Origin of the sequence: Mycolicibacterium novocastrense, from assembly GCF_001499835.1 — a bacterium.
In the GTDB taxonomy this organism is placed as follows: Bacteria; Actinomycetota; Actinomycetes; order Mycobacteriales; family Mycobacteriaceae; genus Mycobacterium; species Mycobacterium novocastrense.
Map to the genome: position 1 here is coordinate 203560 of NZ_LQIH01000045.1, position 13999 is coordinate 217558.

Annotated in this window: 13 protein-coding genes; 5 read left to right on the plus strand and 8 right to left on the minus strand. The window is 67.6% G+C overall.

Annotation, left to right across the window (positions count from 1 at the left end; genetic code table 11):
* Positions 1-28 precede the first annotated feature (28 nt).
* Positions 29-1051: an alpha/beta fold hydrolase gene (locus AU072_RS22850; protein ID WP_064415877.1), complete on the plus strand. Its 1023-nt coding sequence runs from the start codon at positions 29-31 to the stop codon at positions 1049-1051.
* Between the two features lie 58 nt (positions 1052-1109).
* Positions 1110-1796: a PhzF family protein gene (locus AU072_RS22855; RefSeq protein ID WP_064415878.1), complete on the plus strand. Its 687-nt coding sequence runs from the start codon at positions 1110-1112 to the stop codon at positions 1794-1796.
* A 21-nt stretch (positions 1797-1817) separates the two neighbouring features.
* Here the strand turns inward: AU072_RS22855 and nrdR are convergent, their stop codons facing one another.
* Positions 1818-2288 carry a transcriptional regulator NrdR gene (gene nrdR / locus AU072_RS22860; protein WP_064350988.1) on the minus strand — a complete coding sequence of 157 codons (471 nt, stop codon included), beginning with the start codon at positions 2286-2288 and terminating at the stop codon, positions 1818-1820.
* A 158-nt stretch (positions 2289-2446) separates the two neighbouring features.
* Positions 2447-2902, minus strand: coding sequence for a LysM peptidoglycan-binding domain-containing protein (locus tag AU072_RS22865; RefSeq protein ID WP_064415879.1), 456 nt, complete (start codon positions 2900-2902; stop codon positions 2447-2449).
* Positions 2903-3109: 207 nt separating this feature from the next.
* On the opposite strand from AU072_RS22865, the gene lexA reads away from it, so the two are divergent.
* On the plus strand, positions 3110-3805 hold the full coding sequence (gene lexA, locus AU072_RS22870) for a transcriptional repressor LexA (protein ID WP_064415880.1): 696 nt from the start codon (positions 3110-3112) through the stop codon (positions 3803-3805).
* Here the strand turns inward: lexA and AU072_RS22875 are convergent.
* Entirely contained in the window at positions 3802-5952 is a 2151-nt protein-coding gene (locus AU072_RS22875) for an LGFP repeat-containing protein (protein ID WP_064415881.1), read from the minus strand. The two genes, lexA and AU072_RS22875, sit on opposite strands and share 4 nt — an antisense overlap.
* A 419-nt stretch (positions 5953-6371) precedes the next feature.
* Between AU072_RS22875 and AU072_RS22880 the strand changes: the two genes are divergently transcribed.
* Positions 6372-8687 (plus strand): molybdopterin guanine dinucleotide-containing S/N-oxide reductase, encoded by a 2316-nt coding sequence (locus AU072_RS22880; protein ID WP_064415882.1) that lies wholly within the window; start codon positions 6372-6374, stop codon positions 8685-8687.
* 61 nt (positions 8688-8748) lie between these two features.
* Entirely contained in the window at positions 8749-8991 is a 243-nt protein-coding gene (gene mbp1 / locus AU072_RS22885) for a microaggregate-binding protein 1 (RefSeq protein ID WP_064415922.1), read from the plus strand.
* A gap of 76 nt (positions 8992-9067) precedes the next feature.
* Here mbp1 and hflX read toward each other — a convergent pair whose 3' ends face one another.
* From hflX to AU072_RS22910, 5 genes are read right to left on the minus strand one after another with little or no spacing between them, the layout of a single operon-like run.
* The gene (gene hflX / locus AU072_RS22890) at positions 9068-10483 is read right to left on the minus strand and encodes a GTPase HflX (RefSeq protein ID WP_064415883.1); all 1416 of its coding nucleotides are present in this window, start codon (positions 10481-10483) and stop codon (positions 9068-9070) included.
* 45 nt (positions 10484-10528) lie between these two features.
* On the minus strand, positions 10529-11401 hold the full coding sequence (dapF, locus tag AU072_RS22895) for a diaminopimelate epimerase (RefSeq protein WP_064415884.1): 873 nt from the start codon (positions 11399-11401) through the stop codon (positions 10529-10531).
* 4 nt (positions 11402-11405) lie between these two features.
* On the minus strand, positions 11406-12326 hold the full coding sequence (gene miaA / locus AU072_RS22900) for a tRNA (adenosine(37)-N6)-dimethylallyltransferase MiaA (RefSeq protein ID WP_064415885.1): 921 nt from the start codon (positions 12324-12326) through the stop codon (positions 11406-11408).
* Positions 12327-12342: 16 nt separating this feature from the next.
* Positions 12343-13029: a class III extradiol ring-cleavage dioxygenase family protein gene (locus AU072_RS22905; protein ID WP_064415923.1), complete on the minus strand. Its 687-nt coding sequence runs from the start codon at positions 13027-13029 to the stop codon at positions 12343-12345.
* A gap of 10 nt (positions 13030-13039) precedes the next feature.
* Positions 13040-13915, minus strand: coding sequence for a DMT family transporter (locus AU072_RS22910; protein WP_064415924.1), 876 nt, complete (start codon positions 13913-13915; stop codon positions 13040-13042).
* Positions 13916-13999 lie beyond the last annotated feature (84 nt).

The window sequence follows — 13999 nt, forward strand, 5'->3', positions numbered from 1 at the left end:
GTGCCCGACGGGCCGCTAAGTTGACGCAATGCCGCCGCGAAAGCCGAATCTTCGCCCTGTACGGGACCTGACGCCCGTCCTGCAGTTCCGCACCATCCACGGTTACCGGCGCGCGTACCGGGTGGCCGGCTCGGGGCCTGCGATCCTGCTGATCCACGGAATCGGCGACAACTCCACCACGTGGGAAACAGTTCAGTCGAAACTCGCGCAGCGATTCACCGTGATCGCACCGGACCTGTTGGGCCACGGCAAATCAGACAAACCCCGTGCCGACTATTCGGTCGCCGCTTATGCCAATGGGATGCGCGATCTGCTCAGCGTCCTGGACATCGACCACGTCACGGTGATCGGCCATTCGCTCGGCGGCGGGGTGGCCATGCAGTTCGCGTATCAGTTCCCGCAGTTGGTCGACCGGCTCATCCTGGTCGGCGCCGGTGGGGTCACCAAGGACGTCAACATCGCGTTGCGCTTCGCCTCCCTGCCGATGGGCAGTGAGGCGCTGGCGCTGCTGCGGTTGCCGTTCGTGCTGCCGGCGGTGCAGACGGTGGGCCGTGTCGCCGGCGGCGTGTTCGGCTCGACCGGCCTCGGTCGCGACCTGCCACAGGTGTTGCGCATCCTCAACGACCTGCCCGAACCGACCGCGTCGTCGGCGTTCGCCCGTACGCTGCGAGCCGTCGTCGATTGGCGCGGTCAGGTGGTCACCATGCTGGACCGCTGCTACCTGACGCAGTCGGTTCCGGTGCAGCTGATCTGGGGTAGCTGCGACGCCGTGATCCCCGCCAACCACGCCCGGATGGCTCACGCCGCGATGCCGGGATCGCAGTTGGAGATCTTCGACGGCTCCGGCCATTTCCCGTTCCACGACGACCCGGAGCGTTTCGTCGAAGTGGTGGAGAAGTTCATCGACAGCACCGAACCGGCGGTCTACGACCAGGAATACCTGCGCGGACTGCTGCGGGCGGGGATCACCGAAGGCACGATCTCCGGATCGGCCGACACCCGGGTTGCAGTGCTCGACGCGATGGGAACCGACGAGCGCAGCGCCACCTGAGTTCAGGGCACACAGCGACCCGGCCAACGGCACGCGAATACGAAGTAGCATCGGGCCCATGGCCATCGATGTGACGGTGTTGCGAGTCTTCGCCGACCCTGACGGCAATCACGGAAACCCCCTCGGTGTCGTCGACGCCAGCACCGTGGACCCCGACGATCGCCAACGGATAGCCACCCAATTGGGTTACAGCGAAACCATTTTCGTCGATCTGCCCGCCCCGGGTACGAGCACGGCACTCGCACGTATCCATACTCCGGTCGTCGAGCTGCCCTTCGCGGGACACCCGACCGTCGGCGCCGCGTGGTGGCTTCGCGAGCAGGGCGCTCCCGTCCACACGTTGCGGGTTCCCGCAGGCATCGTGCAGGTCGGCCACGACGACGGCCTGACCTCCGTTCGGGCCCGCGCGGAGTGGGCGCCCGAATTCGCCATCCACGACATCGGCTCCGTCGACGAACTCCTGGCGCTCGACCCGTCGGATTACCCCGACGACATCAATCACTACCTGTGGACGTGGATCGACCGGGACAAGGGCGAAGTGCGGTCACGGATGTTCGCCACCGATCTCGGTGTGCCCGAAGACGAGGCCACCGGCGCCGCCGCCGTGCGGATCACCGACTACCTCAGCCGGGACCTGACGATCGTGCAGGGCAAGGGCTCGCACATCTACACCGAGTGGAGCGCCGAGGGCTGGGTGCGTGTCGCCGGCCGCGTCGTCAACGACGGCATCAAGCAGATCGACTGAACAAGTCGTTCAACCGGCCGGTCAGCTGGCGGTCGGTTGCGGCGAATTGCGATGCGCCCGCAGCGCCTCGATCTCCCGCTCGAAATCCTCGGCCGAGGTGAATCCGCGATACACCGAGGCGAAGCGCAGATAGGCCACCTCGTCCAGATCGCGCAGCGGCCCCAGGATCGCCAGTCCTACTTCGTGACTGGGTATCTCGGGCGATCCCGCGGCGCGCACCGTATCCTCGACCTGCTGGGCCAGCAGGTTCAGCGCATCCTCGTCGACCTGGCTGCCCTGGCACGCCCGCCGCACTCCCTTGATGACCTTTTCGCGGCTGAACGGCTCGGTGACACCGCTGCGCTTGACGACGGCCAGGATGGCGGTCTCGACCGTGGTGAACCGACGTCCACACTCCGGGCACGAACGCCGCCGCCGGATGGCCTGGCCTTCGTCGGTTTCACGCGAGTCGACCACCCGCGAATCCGGGTGACGGCAGAACGGACAGTGCATCACCGCTCCTTTGCCGCGCCAAGAGATGACCAACTCGAACCTCTCCGAGCGTACCCGCGGCGGGTTGCGAAAGCCCAGCACCGGGCTGAACGGCACACAGTCCGCCGACCTGTCGGTGAACATCTCTGCGTAGCAAGCTGTTTGGCCGCCGGTGAGCGTCAGCCGACTGGCGCGATCAGCGTCTGCCCGGCATCCAGTGCGGGCGAGTCGAGCTGGTTGAGCTCGCTGATTCGTTCCATCACCTGGCCCACGGGCGCATCGGGGGCCACCCGCATGGCCACCTGCTGCAGGCTTTCGCCGGTCTGAACCTGGACCACCGCGAGGCGGTCCGGCACCGCGGTCGACGTGGTGCCCACGACGCCGCCGAACTGCGCGACCAGGCCGAGCCACATCGTGATTCCCGCCGCGACCAAGGACAGGAGCACCGTGGTGGCGGGGGTGATCGGACGTCGCCGATGCGATGCCCGCGACATCAGCACTCCGCTTCCGCGGTACCGCACCGCGGCGCCGCCCGGACGGGTGGCCGCAGGGTGCCGCCGACGAGTGGCTGCAGGCCGGATATCGGTCCTGACCACGCGCGAGGCCTGGAATTCGTGGGTGTCGAGAACGGTCATCTGCCTGCCTTCCGATCCGCTGCTTTCGCTCTTGTGTTCGAAGATAGTCGATCAGGTGTTCGAACGATAGAACGTGTGATCGAACTGTTGTGAAACGATAGGACAGGGCACCGACAGAAAATCGATCCGCGATTCCGGAGCAGCTCGCCACGACACGCCTCGAACACATGTTTGATTAATCGTGTGCCGCGGGTTACATTCGGCGGCATGGAATCCAGCAGCGGCAATCCAGACAGCACAGGCGGTGCAAGGTCTGTGGACTCCGGCCTCACCGAGCGTCAGCGCACCATCCTCGACGTGATTCGCGCATCGGTCACCAACCGTGGCTATCCGCCGAGCATCAGGGAGATCGGCGATGCGGTCGGTTTGACCTCCACCTCCTCGGTCGCGCACCAACTGCGCACGCTGGAGCGCAAGGGCTACCTGCGGCGTGATCCCAACCGGCCGCGCGCCGTCGACGTGCGTGGCGCCGACGACCACGCGAGTCCGATCGTCGCCACCGATGTAGCCGGCTCCGATGCCCTACCGGAGCCGACCTTCGTGCCCGTGCTCGGGCGCATCGCCGCGGGCGGTCCGATCCTTGCCGAAGAGGCCGTCGAAGACGTCTTCCCCCTGCCGCGCGAACTGGTCGGCGAGGGGTCGCTGTTCCTGCTCAAGGTCGTTGGTGACTCGATGGTCGACGCCGCGATCTGCGACGGCGACTGGGTGGTCGTGCGTCAGCAGAACGTCGCCGACAACGGGGACATCGTGGCCGCGATGATCGATGGCGAAGCCACGGTGAAAACGTTCAAACGGACGCGTGGACAGGTGTGGTTGATGCCGCACAACCCGGCCTTTGATCCGATCCCCGGTAACGACGCCGCCGTGCTGGGCAAGGTCGTCACCGTCATACGGAAGATTTAGTCAGCCCGGACAAATCCGTTCGTCCGAGCGAATTCCTCACTGGAGAACCAGATTTCGGCCTGCACCTCGTCGTAGTCAGCCGAGGTGGGAAGCCAATATAGGCCCGACTGCGTGTCGGCCTTGATCGGGTACCCCTCGGGCGCCTGCGTGGAGTCGCCGATCGGTAGGCGGAATGCGGGGCTGGGTACTTCCGGCTCGTCGATGACGATCTTGGCGTGACGGCCCGTGTCGGTCAGCGGATCCCGTTGGGGAGGTTCGCGGTCAACCGACTCGGCGGGTATGTCGCGTTCCTCGAACGCCGCGTCGCGTTCCTCGAACGTCGCGTCCCGCTCGTCATCCACCGCCCAGGGTTCATCGGCGCCCCGCTCCTCGAGCAGCGCGTCGCGCTCCTCGATCCCGCTGTCCTGCTCATCGGCCGCCTCGCCGGCGCCGGCGGCCAAGCGCCGCGCGGCGATCCCGGCCTCTCCGGAACTCGGTATCCGCGTCGGCGCGGTGTCGACGTTGTCCGGATTCTCCTCGCCCACACCGAATGCCGATGTGTCGGAGGCATCGCCGAAGCCCGACGACGGTGCCTCCCACGGATTGGCCGATGACGCCGATCCCGGCTCCCCCAGCGCGGACAGCGCGCCCAAACCCTCAGTGGCGTACCGGTCGCCGAACATCGCCGCGGACGGATCGCCACCGCTCGACGCCTGTGAACCCGAACCGAGTGTGCTGTAGGCCTGTTCGGCTTCGGCACCGTACGAGTCGTCGTAATGGTCATCGACGGGACCGGGACGATCGACGTCGCCACGACGCCGGTTGCGCAGAGTCGCGAACGCCACCAGGCCCACCAGGATGAGCACCGGCACGATCGCGAGCAGCCACCACCAGCTGAAGGTGAACCAGCTTCCGTCACCACCGGAGTCCGAGGCGCGCGGGGTGCCGGGCGTATCGGAGCTCTGCTCGGCAGGCACCTCGAGGCCGGCCAACTCGGTCGCGAGTTCGCGCGGCTCGGTGCTGAACTCACCGGTTGACCGGTTCCAGTTGACCACGCCGCCGGTGAACCGCTGCGTGATGACGCCACCCTTCTCGGACTGGTCGGCCACCGGCGCGCCGAGCGTGCCCTCGGCGCCGTCGAGTTTGTCCCATGCCGCACTCATCGCGCCGCGTACCAGCACCGCGCCATGGTCCGGCGTCCAGAAGATCACCGGGTTGTCGTCGGCGGCGAAGCGCGACATCCGGCTCGCGGTGGGCAGCCCGCCGTCCGTCTCGCTGGTAACCGGGAATCCGAGATCTCCCTCGGGCCCGCCGAGGCTTTCGTACTTGGCCAGGACCTGACCGGTGACCACTCGCGCGCCTGTGGCGGGACTGTAGAAGATCTTGCCTCCGGCGAAGTTCTGCGCGAGACCGTCGTCGCCTATCGAATACGGCGGTCCTTCGGCGGCGCCGAGCGGGCCCAGCGGGCCTCCGGCCGCGCGCCGTGCCGCGTTGATCGCCGAAGTCGCATCGCCGGGGATTTGCAGGTCCGCCAACTGCCCGGCGAGATCGGGCGGCACGGTGGTGAACTTCTTGTCGCGGGTGTTGTAGGTGATCTCGCCGCCAGTGAACTTCTGGGTGATCAGGTCGCCGCGATAGGTCTCGTCATCGGCCGGCACTCCGAGCGATCCAGTGGAACCGCCCAACTTGTCCCACGCCGCGTTGATCGGTCCCCGGACCACGCGCGCGCCGGTGTCCTGCGTCCAGAAGATCACCGGGTTGTCGCTGGCGCTGAACGTGACGTTGAAGCTGCCCGGCGCTCGCCCGGGGCCGTCGTCCATGGTCGGGAACCCGAGGTCGCTGTCGGCCGGACCACCGAGCGATTCGTACTTCTCCAGGATCGCCCCGCGCATGATGTGAGCGCCGGTGTCGGGCGTGAAGAAGATCTTGCCTCCGGCGAAGTTCTGCGCGAAGCCGTCGCCGACCGGGTACACGTCGCCCTGCCTGGGGCCCAACGGGCCGCCGTCACCGCCACTCCCGTCCCAGGCCGCGGTGATTGCGGCGTTGGCGGCATCGGATTCCGGGGAGGCGCTGGCCACCGGCGGTAGTAGTAGGGCAACGGCGCCCACGAGCAGACCGATCGCCATCCGGCCCAACACCGTGGTGCCCCGGCTGTTCTGCCCGATCATTCGACCTCCCGGGTCGGTACGAAATTTCGCTCGAATTTTTCGCACCCGTCCTCTATCTGTCACCAGACGCCAATAACCAACGAATACGCCGATCTTCGGAAGAAAATACCTTCCGATACTCCATTCGCTGTGGATAACCCCGCCGTGCCGCTCGATTAATCGCGACCGCCTCTCCGCTATTTGCCACCGCGGTCCCGTTGACAGTGCAGCAATTAGTTTGCACGCGCGAGTAGGGAATGGCAGGCATACGCGACTCATTTGGACAGATATTGGTAGCTACCAGGCAATGTCTAGTGCGATCGGCGGCCCGAACACACGATTGTGGCCGAATTGCCATTCGCTATCCGTGGGCGGCCATGGAGACCCCACCGGTTCGTCGGGCGCACCGGGCCGGCGGCGTCCACACCTAGACTGACGCCATGCCCGCCCCGGTCAGCCTGACGCACTGGGGAGCTTTCGCCGCCGACATGCGAGACGGTGACATCGTCGCGGTCAGCCCATTCGAAGGCGACGCGGATCCGTCACCGCTGCTCGGCAATCTGCCGGGATCCCTTCGGCACCGGTCACGGATAGCCACGCCCGTCGTACGCCGCGGCTGGTTGCGCGACGGGCCAGGTCCGACCACCCGGCGCGGTAACGACGAATTCGTCGCCGTCACATGGGACCAGCTGGCCGACCTGCTCGCCGACGAGCTGCGTCGTGTCGTCGACGCGCACGCTAACTCGGCCATTTTCGGCGGTTCCTACGGCTGGTCGAGCGCGGGGCGTTTTCATCACGCCCAGAGTCAGGTGCACCGCTTTCTGAATCTCCTTGGCGGCTATACCTTTTCCCGTCACTCCTACAGCCTCGGCGCAACAGGAGTGATCATGCCGCGCGTCGTCGGAACACACGACGACCTGTTCAAGCGGTCCACCTCATGGGAGGTTATCGTCGAGCACACCGAACTTCTCGTGTGCTTCGGTGGGCTGGCGCTGAAGAACACGGCGATCAACCACGGTGGGACCACCGCGCATCCGGCCCGAGATGCGCTGCGCCGTTATCGAGCCCGCGGCGGACAGATCGTGTCGTTCTCCCCTCTGCGCGACGACGTCGACGGTGACTGTGAATGGTTCGCACCAGTGCCCGGCACCGATGTGGCGATCATGCTCGCGCTCGCCTATGTGCTCGCCACCGAGGGACTCGCCGACCGAAACTTCCTGAGCACGTACTGCACCGGCTATGAACGCTTTGAGCGCTATCTCCTCGGAGCCGAGGACGGGGTGCCGAAAACTCCTCGGTGGGCGTCGGCGATCTCGGGCATACCCGCAGACGACATGATCCGCTTGGCCCGGCGAATGTCGCAGCACCGCACGATCGTCACGGTCAGCTGGTCACTGCAACGAACGCGACACGGCGAACAGGCGCCGTGGATGGGCTTGACGCTGGCCGCCATGCTCGGGCAGATCGGCGTTGCGGGCGGTGGATTCGGGCACGGCTACGGCTCGATGAACGAACCCGGCCTGGCGCCGCTGCGTTGCGGATTGCCAAGGCTCCCGCAGGGGATCAACCCGGTGCAGACATTCATTCCGGTGGCCGCCATCAGCGATCTGCTGTTGCGGCCCGGCGACCCGTTCGACTACAACGGCCAACGGCTTGTCTTCCCCGACATCAGATTGGTGTACTGGGCGGGCGGTAACCCGTTTCACCACCACCAGAACATCCCCCGGTTGCGGCGGGCGCTCGGTCGTGTCGACACCCTGGTCGTGCACGAGCCCTATTGGACCGCAATGGCCAAACACGCCGATATCGTCGTGCCGTCGACGACATCGTTCGAACGCGATGACTACTCGGGGTCCCGCAACGACCCGATGCTGATGGCAATGCCCAAGCTCGCCGAACCTTTCGCCCAATCACGCGACGACTACGCGACTTTCACCGCGCTGGCCGACCGGCTGGGCTTCGGCGACCAGTTCACCGAGGGTCGTACGCCACGACAGTGGCTGGCCCATCTGTACGACAAGTGGGCAGCCGAACTGGATTTCGCCGTTCCCACATTCGACAAATTCTGGAGAGGTGGGCGGCTGCGGTTACCTGTCGAGGACGGCCTCACCCTGCTGGCCGATTTCCGCGCCGATCCGGTCACCCACCGACTCGGCACTCCGAGTGGCTTGATCGAGATCTTCTCCACCGACATCGACGGTTTCGGCTACGCCGACTGTGCCGGGCACCCGAAATGGTATGAGCCTTCCGAATGGCTGGGCGGCCCACGGGCGGTCGACTATCCCCTGCACCTGCTGGCCAACCAGCCGGCGTCTCGGCTGCACGGACAACTGGACGGCGGAGCGGTCAGCCAGAAGTCGAAAGTTCAAGGGCGCGAGCCCATCCGGATGCATCCGCGGGACGCCGCCGACCGGGGCCTCGTCGACGGCGACGTGGTACGCGTGTTCAACGACCGCGGGGCGTGTCTGGCCGGACTGGTGATCGACGATCGTCTGCGGCCCGACGTCGTGCAGTTGTCGACCGGTGCCTGGTTCGACCCCGTCGATCCAGCCGATCCGGATTCGATGTGCGCCCACGGAAATCCGAACGTGCTGACCGACGACGTAGGTACCTCCTCGCTCGCGCACGGTTGCACCGGTGCACACGTGCTGGTGCAGGTTCAGAAGTACACCGGCGACCTGCCGCCGGTACGGGCACATGAGCCGCCCGCGATCAGCGACTGTGAGCCTCCTCACCGCCAGAAGTTGTCCGATTAGCGAAACCGCGTTTCGGGTATTGGACGGTCACACCGACCCGATCGGCAAGGAGGAAGCCGCAGTGTCCGACAACAAGAACAGTGGGCCCGAAGAGGCCGTCAAGGGCGTCGTCGAAGGGGTAAAAGGCAAGGCCAAAGAGGTGCTAGGCGCCGTCGCCGGTCGCGACGACCTGTACCGCGAGGGTCAGGCGCAGCAGGACAAGGCAGAAGCGCAGCGTAACGCCGCCCAGAAGGAAGCCGAGGCCGAAAGTGCGCGGGCCGCGGCCAAGACGGCCGAAAAGCGTCAAGAGGCCGAGCAGGAGTAATCAACACAGTCGCCAGAGGCGCGGAGGGATCGAACCCTCTGCGCCTCTTGCTGTGCGCCCAGGCCTCCGGGGCGGGTCAGAACGTCGCGTACTCGCGTAGGGCCGCCGCCAGTGGAACCGGCACCCGGGCCTTGATCCGTGTTCCCTCGGCGGTGTGCTCGGTGGCATCGACACGCCCCTCGGCGTGCACGCGATTGACCAGATCGCCGCGCTCATAGGGAATGGTCACGTCGACCACCGCGTCGGTGGGTGTGATCAGCTCAGCCATCCGCTGCTGCAAGCGCTCCAGTCCGTCACCGGTGCGCGCTGAGACGAACACCGCATCGGGCAGGGCGCGACGCAGCTGCGCCAACGTCAAGGCGTCGGCGGCGTCGATTTTGTTGACCACCAACAGTTCCGGTGCCCTGGCCCCATCGTGGTCGGCGATGACCTCGTTGACCACCGTGCGCACGGCGTTGATCTGAGCGAGCGGGTTCGCATCCGATCCGTCGACGACGTGCACCAGCAGGTCGGCGTCGACGACCTCCTCCAGCGTGGAGCGGAAGGCCTCCACCAGCTGGGTGGGCAGATGGCGAACGAACCCGACGGTGTCGGTCAGCACGAACGGCCTGCCGTCGGCGAATTCGCCTCGGCGCGTTGTCGGTTCGAGGGTTGCGAACAACGCGTTCTCCACCAGCACACCCGCACCGGTGAGCGCGTTGAGCAGGCTGGATTTACCGGCGTTGGTGTAGCCCACGATCGCGACCGACGGCACCTCGCTGCGCCGCCTGCCGCTGCGCTGGGTGTCGCGGATCTTCTTCATGTCCTTGATGTCGCGGCGCAGCTTGGCCATCCGCTCGCGGATACGCCGGCGGTCGGTTTCGATCTTGGTCTCGCCGGGGCCGCGCAGACCCACACCGCCGCCGGCGCCGCCGGCACGGCCACCGGCCTGGCGGGACATCGACTCGCCCCAACCGCGCAACCTGGGCAGCATGTACTCCATCTGCGCCAGGGTGACCTGCGCCTTGCCCTCCCGACTGGTGGCGTGCTGGGCGAAGATGTCGAGGATGAGGCCCGTGCGGTCGATGACCTTGACCTTGACCGCCTTCTCCAGGGCCGTCAGCTGGGCGGGGCTGAGTTCGCCGTCGCAGATGACGGTGTCGGCGCCGGTGGCCAGCACCACCTCGCGCAGTTCCTGGGCCTTACCGGAGCCGATGTAGGTCGCGGGGTCGGGCTTGTCGCGGCGCTGGATCAACCCTTCGAGCACTTCGGAGCCCGCGGTCTCGGCGAGCGCCGCCAGTTCGGCCAGGCTGGCCTCGGCGTCGGCTGCACTGCCTTCGGTCCAGACACCGACCAGCACCACGCGCTCCAGGCGGAGCTGGCGGTACTCGACCTCGGAGATGTCGGTCAGTTCGGTGGACAGACCGGCCACGCGGCGCAGCGCCGTGCGGTCTTCGAGCGCCAGCTCGCCCGCGCTCGGGGCGCTGTGAGTAGAAGGATCGGGATATGTCATAGGCGAATAGAGATTCGCACGGAGATCACTTTTCATGCACCCCAATTAACGTTGCGCAACGTCCCACCATTCCTCGGACAATTCCCCGTGCGCCACCAGAACCGACGGGCCGCGCAAGAAACTGCTGGCCTCGGTGACGGTGACCGAGACTTCGCCGCCCGGAATGCGGACCTCGAGGCTGCCGGTGACGGCGCCGGAGTACGCCAACGCGGCGACGGCGGCGGCGACGGTCCCGGTTCCGCACGAACGCGTCTCGCCGACACCTCGTTCGTGCACACGCATCGTCACCGCGCCGTCCACAGGTGCGGTCAGCACCTCGACGTTGACGCCCTCGGGAAACAGCGCGGTGTCGAAGGACACCGGCGCCGCGACGTCGAGGGCGAACAGCTCCTCGGATGTCAGGTCGGGGTCGACGCAGGCCAGGTGGGGGTTGCCGACGTCGACGGCGAGGCCGGCGAAGGGCCTGCCCCCGACGACCGCCTCCGCGGTGCCCAACTGGTTCACCTTGCCCATCTCGACGGTGACGTCGGCGTTCGTGCCGTCCCAGTGGTGCAGCACCACCGCACGCGGACCCGCCAGCGACCCCACCACGAACTCGTCGCGGGTCTCCAGGCCGCTGGCGCGCAGATAGTGCGCGAACACTCGCACCCCGTTGCCGCACATCTGCGCGAGCGACCCGTCGGCGTTGCGGTAGTCCATGTACCAGTTCTCGCCCGCGACGCCCTCCGGCAGCTGTTCGAACAAGCCGGCGCGCTGCGCCGCGTGCGCGGTGGTCACCCGCAGCACACCGTCGGCGCCCAGCCCGCGACGACGGTCACACAGCGCCGCCACCGCCGCCGGCGACAACGTCAGCTCGAAATCGAGGTCGGGCAGCAGCACGAAATCGTTCTGCGTGCCGTGTCCCTTGGCGAACCTCACGTGTTCAGGGTACGTCCCGCCACACCCGCAGCGTCTCCTCTGCGAGGTCCGGGGCGGCGCCGTCCAGCCAGACGATGCGGTGGTCGCGACGGAACCAGGACCGCTGCCGACGTACATAGCGGCGGGTGCCGACGAAGGTCGGCTCGCGTGCCGCCGAACCGTCGCCGCCGGCGTCGAGGTCGGTGAGGACCTGCGCGTAGCCCAAGGCCCGCGACGCGGTCACGCCCTCGCGCAGCCCGCATTTCAGCAGCCCGCGCACCTCGTCGATGAGTCCGTCGACGAACATCTTGTCGGTCCGCTGAGCCAGACGATCATCGAGAAGCGTTGTAGGCCAATCGAGTCCGATGATGACGGTATCCCAGCGCGGTGTGCCGATCGCGGGGAACGACGCGGCGAACGGCCGGCCGGTCAGTTCCACCACCTCGAGCGCGCGCACGATGCGCCGCCCGTCGGTGGACTGAATGGAGGCGGCGGCGTCGGCGTCCACGCCGGCCAGTTCCTGGTGCAGGGCGGCCGCCCCGATATCGGCGAGCCGCTGCTCCCAGCGTGCGCGCACCGCCGGGTCGGTGGCCGGGAACGTCCAGTTGTCGAGCAGCGACTGGATGTACATCATCGACCCGCCCACGATGACGGGCACCGCGCCGCGTTCGAGAATGGCCTCGATATCGTCGGCGGCCGACTGCTGGTAGCGGGCCACGCTCGCGGTCTGCGTCACCTCGAGCACATCGAGCTGATGGTGCGGGATCCCGCGACGCTCGTGAACCGCCAGCTTCGCGGTCCCGATGTCCATGCCGCGGTACATCTGCATCGCATCGGCGTTCACAATCTCGGCGCCGATCTCGCCGCTCAATCTCTCGGCCACATCCAACGCCAGCGCCGACTTACCGGTGCCCGTCGGGCCGATGATCGCGATCGGCCGCGTCATCGTGTCGGAGCGCTCATCACGGCTGCCACAGTCCCGCGAAATAGCCGACGCCGTACGGGGCGCCGCGGTGCAGCTCCTTGGCCGAGCGGGGTCCGGCGCCGACCAGCCCGGCCAGCACCCCGAAGGCGACCCGCCCCACCACCGCCTCGGGCAACCGGGTCAGCGGGGCCGTCTCGCCGGAGGCCAGCGCATCGTCCAACGCGGCTTGTGCGGCGATCGAGTCGGGGTCATAACCCCCCGGCGCCGAAGGCGTCAGCGTGTTGGCGCCGTCGGCGACGACGAGCACGCCGATCGGGTCGCCGGCCTCGTCGATCTCGGTGCGCAACCGCTCGCCGTGAGCCAGCGCCGCGTCGACGCCGTGGCCGTGCGCGTAGACCCGTACCTCGGCGGAGGCGTCGGCGCGGGCCGCTCCGCGCAACCAGCCGGTGATCAGGGCGCACAGCGGCAACGCGACCGGATCGCCGTCGACCCCCGGGGACAAGGCGACCCTGACGTCGACGCCGTAGCCGGCGAACGTGCCGGCCTGATGGGAGCCCACGACCTGATCCGAGCGCCCCACCCCGACCGCTATCCAGCGCGAGGGAAGCCCGGCCACCGCGGTGAACACCGCCTCGCGCAGGTCGGCCAGCTCCGGCGCGGCGCCTCCGGCGAGATCGGGCACCATGACCGGTGCCGACGGGACGATCGCGATGGCGCTCAGCACGTCGTCCACGCTAATGCGATGCGGGCGCAGTGGCGGTGGCGGCTTCACCGCGGGCCAGCGCGGCCGTCGAAACCACCATCACCACCACCGCGACGATCAGCGTCAGCCAGCCCTCCTCGCCCGGCCGCAGCGTCTCCCCCAGGACGACGACTCCGAGCATCGAGGCGACCACCGGTTCGGTCACCGTCATCGTCGGCAGCGACGCGGTCAGCGACCCGGCGCGGAACGAGGCCTGCTGCCACGCTGTGCCCGCGACCGCCACCACAGCCCAGACGTAAAGCTCAGGTGTGCGTAACAGGGCCTCGAGCCCGTCGTCGAGACGGTCGACCACGCCCTTGGTCAGCACAGCGAACAGCCCCCACAACGCTCCGGACACCAGCGCCAGAAGAACCGCGCCGACGGGTCCCTTCCAGATGTTGGCCCCGATCACGCACAACGCCAGCGCCGGAACGAGCACCACCAGCACCGCCGCCCAGGTCTCCCACGAGGCCCGTGAGTCCCCCTCGGTCGGGTTTCCGACGGTCACGATCACCACGACCGACGCCGCCAGCAGCGCGGCCCACGTCCACTGCCACGGCGTCACCCGCTGATGTGAGAGCCGGGCGTGGATCGGCAGGGCGAACAGCAGCGAAGTCACCAGGATCGCCTGGACAAGGAGCACCGACCCAACGCCGAGCGCCGCGGCCTGCAACGCGAACCCCGCCGCGGCCACGAAGCTGCCCAGCCACCACTGCCGGTCCCGCAGCAGCCGGCTGAACAGCTCCAGATGACCGACCGGCTCGTCGGCGACCTCGTGGGCCTGCCGCTGGTGGATCACATCGCCGATCGCCACGAACACAGCGGCGCCGAGGGCTAGGACGACGGCCAAGTTCACCTCAGCGCTCATGCCCGCCATCACAGTCCTTCCGTAGGTTGTCGCGACGAGCCTAGGCAGGTCATCGGGGAAAGCTGTGCGCACGCGCCCCGGCGA

Coding starts and splice junctions, on each gene's coding strand:
- AU072_RS22850 (WP_064415877.1), top strand. CDS start 29: ATGCCGCCGCGAAAGCCGAATCTTCGCCCTGTACGGGACCTGACGCCC.
- AU072_RS22855 (WP_064415878.1), top strand. CDS start 1,110: ATGGCCATCGATGTGACGGTGTTGCGAGTCTTCGCCGACCCTGACGGC.
- nrdR (WP_064350988.1), bottom strand. CDS start 2,288: ATGCACTGTCCGTTCTGCCGTCACCCGGATTCGCGGGTGGTCGACTCG.
- AU072_RS22865 (WP_064415879.1), bottom strand. CDS start 2,902: ATGACCGTTCTCGACACCCACGAATTCCAGGCCTCGCGCGTGGTCAGG.
- lexA (WP_064415880.1), top strand. CDS start 3,110: ATGGAATCCAGCAGCGGCAATCCAGACAGCACAGGCGGTGCAAGGTCT.
- AU072_RS22875 (WP_064415881.1), bottom strand. CDS start 5,952: ATGATCGGGCAGAACAGCCGGGGCACCACGGTGTTGGGCCGGATGGCG.
- AU072_RS22880 (WP_064415882.1), top strand. CDS start 6,372: ATGCCCGCCCCGGTCAGCCTGACGCACTGGGGAGCTTTCGCCGCCGAC.
- hflX (WP_064415883.1), bottom strand. CDS start 10,483: ATGACATATCCCGATCCTTCTACTCACAGCGCCCCGAGCGCGGGCGAG.
- miaA (WP_064415885.1), bottom strand. CDS start 12,326: ATGACGCGGCCGATCGCGATCATCGGCCCGACGGGCACCGGTAAGTCG.
- AU072_RS22910 (WP_064415924.1), bottom strand. CDS start 13,915: ATGAGCGCTGAGGTGAACTTGGCCGTCGTCCTAGCCCTCGGCGCCGCT.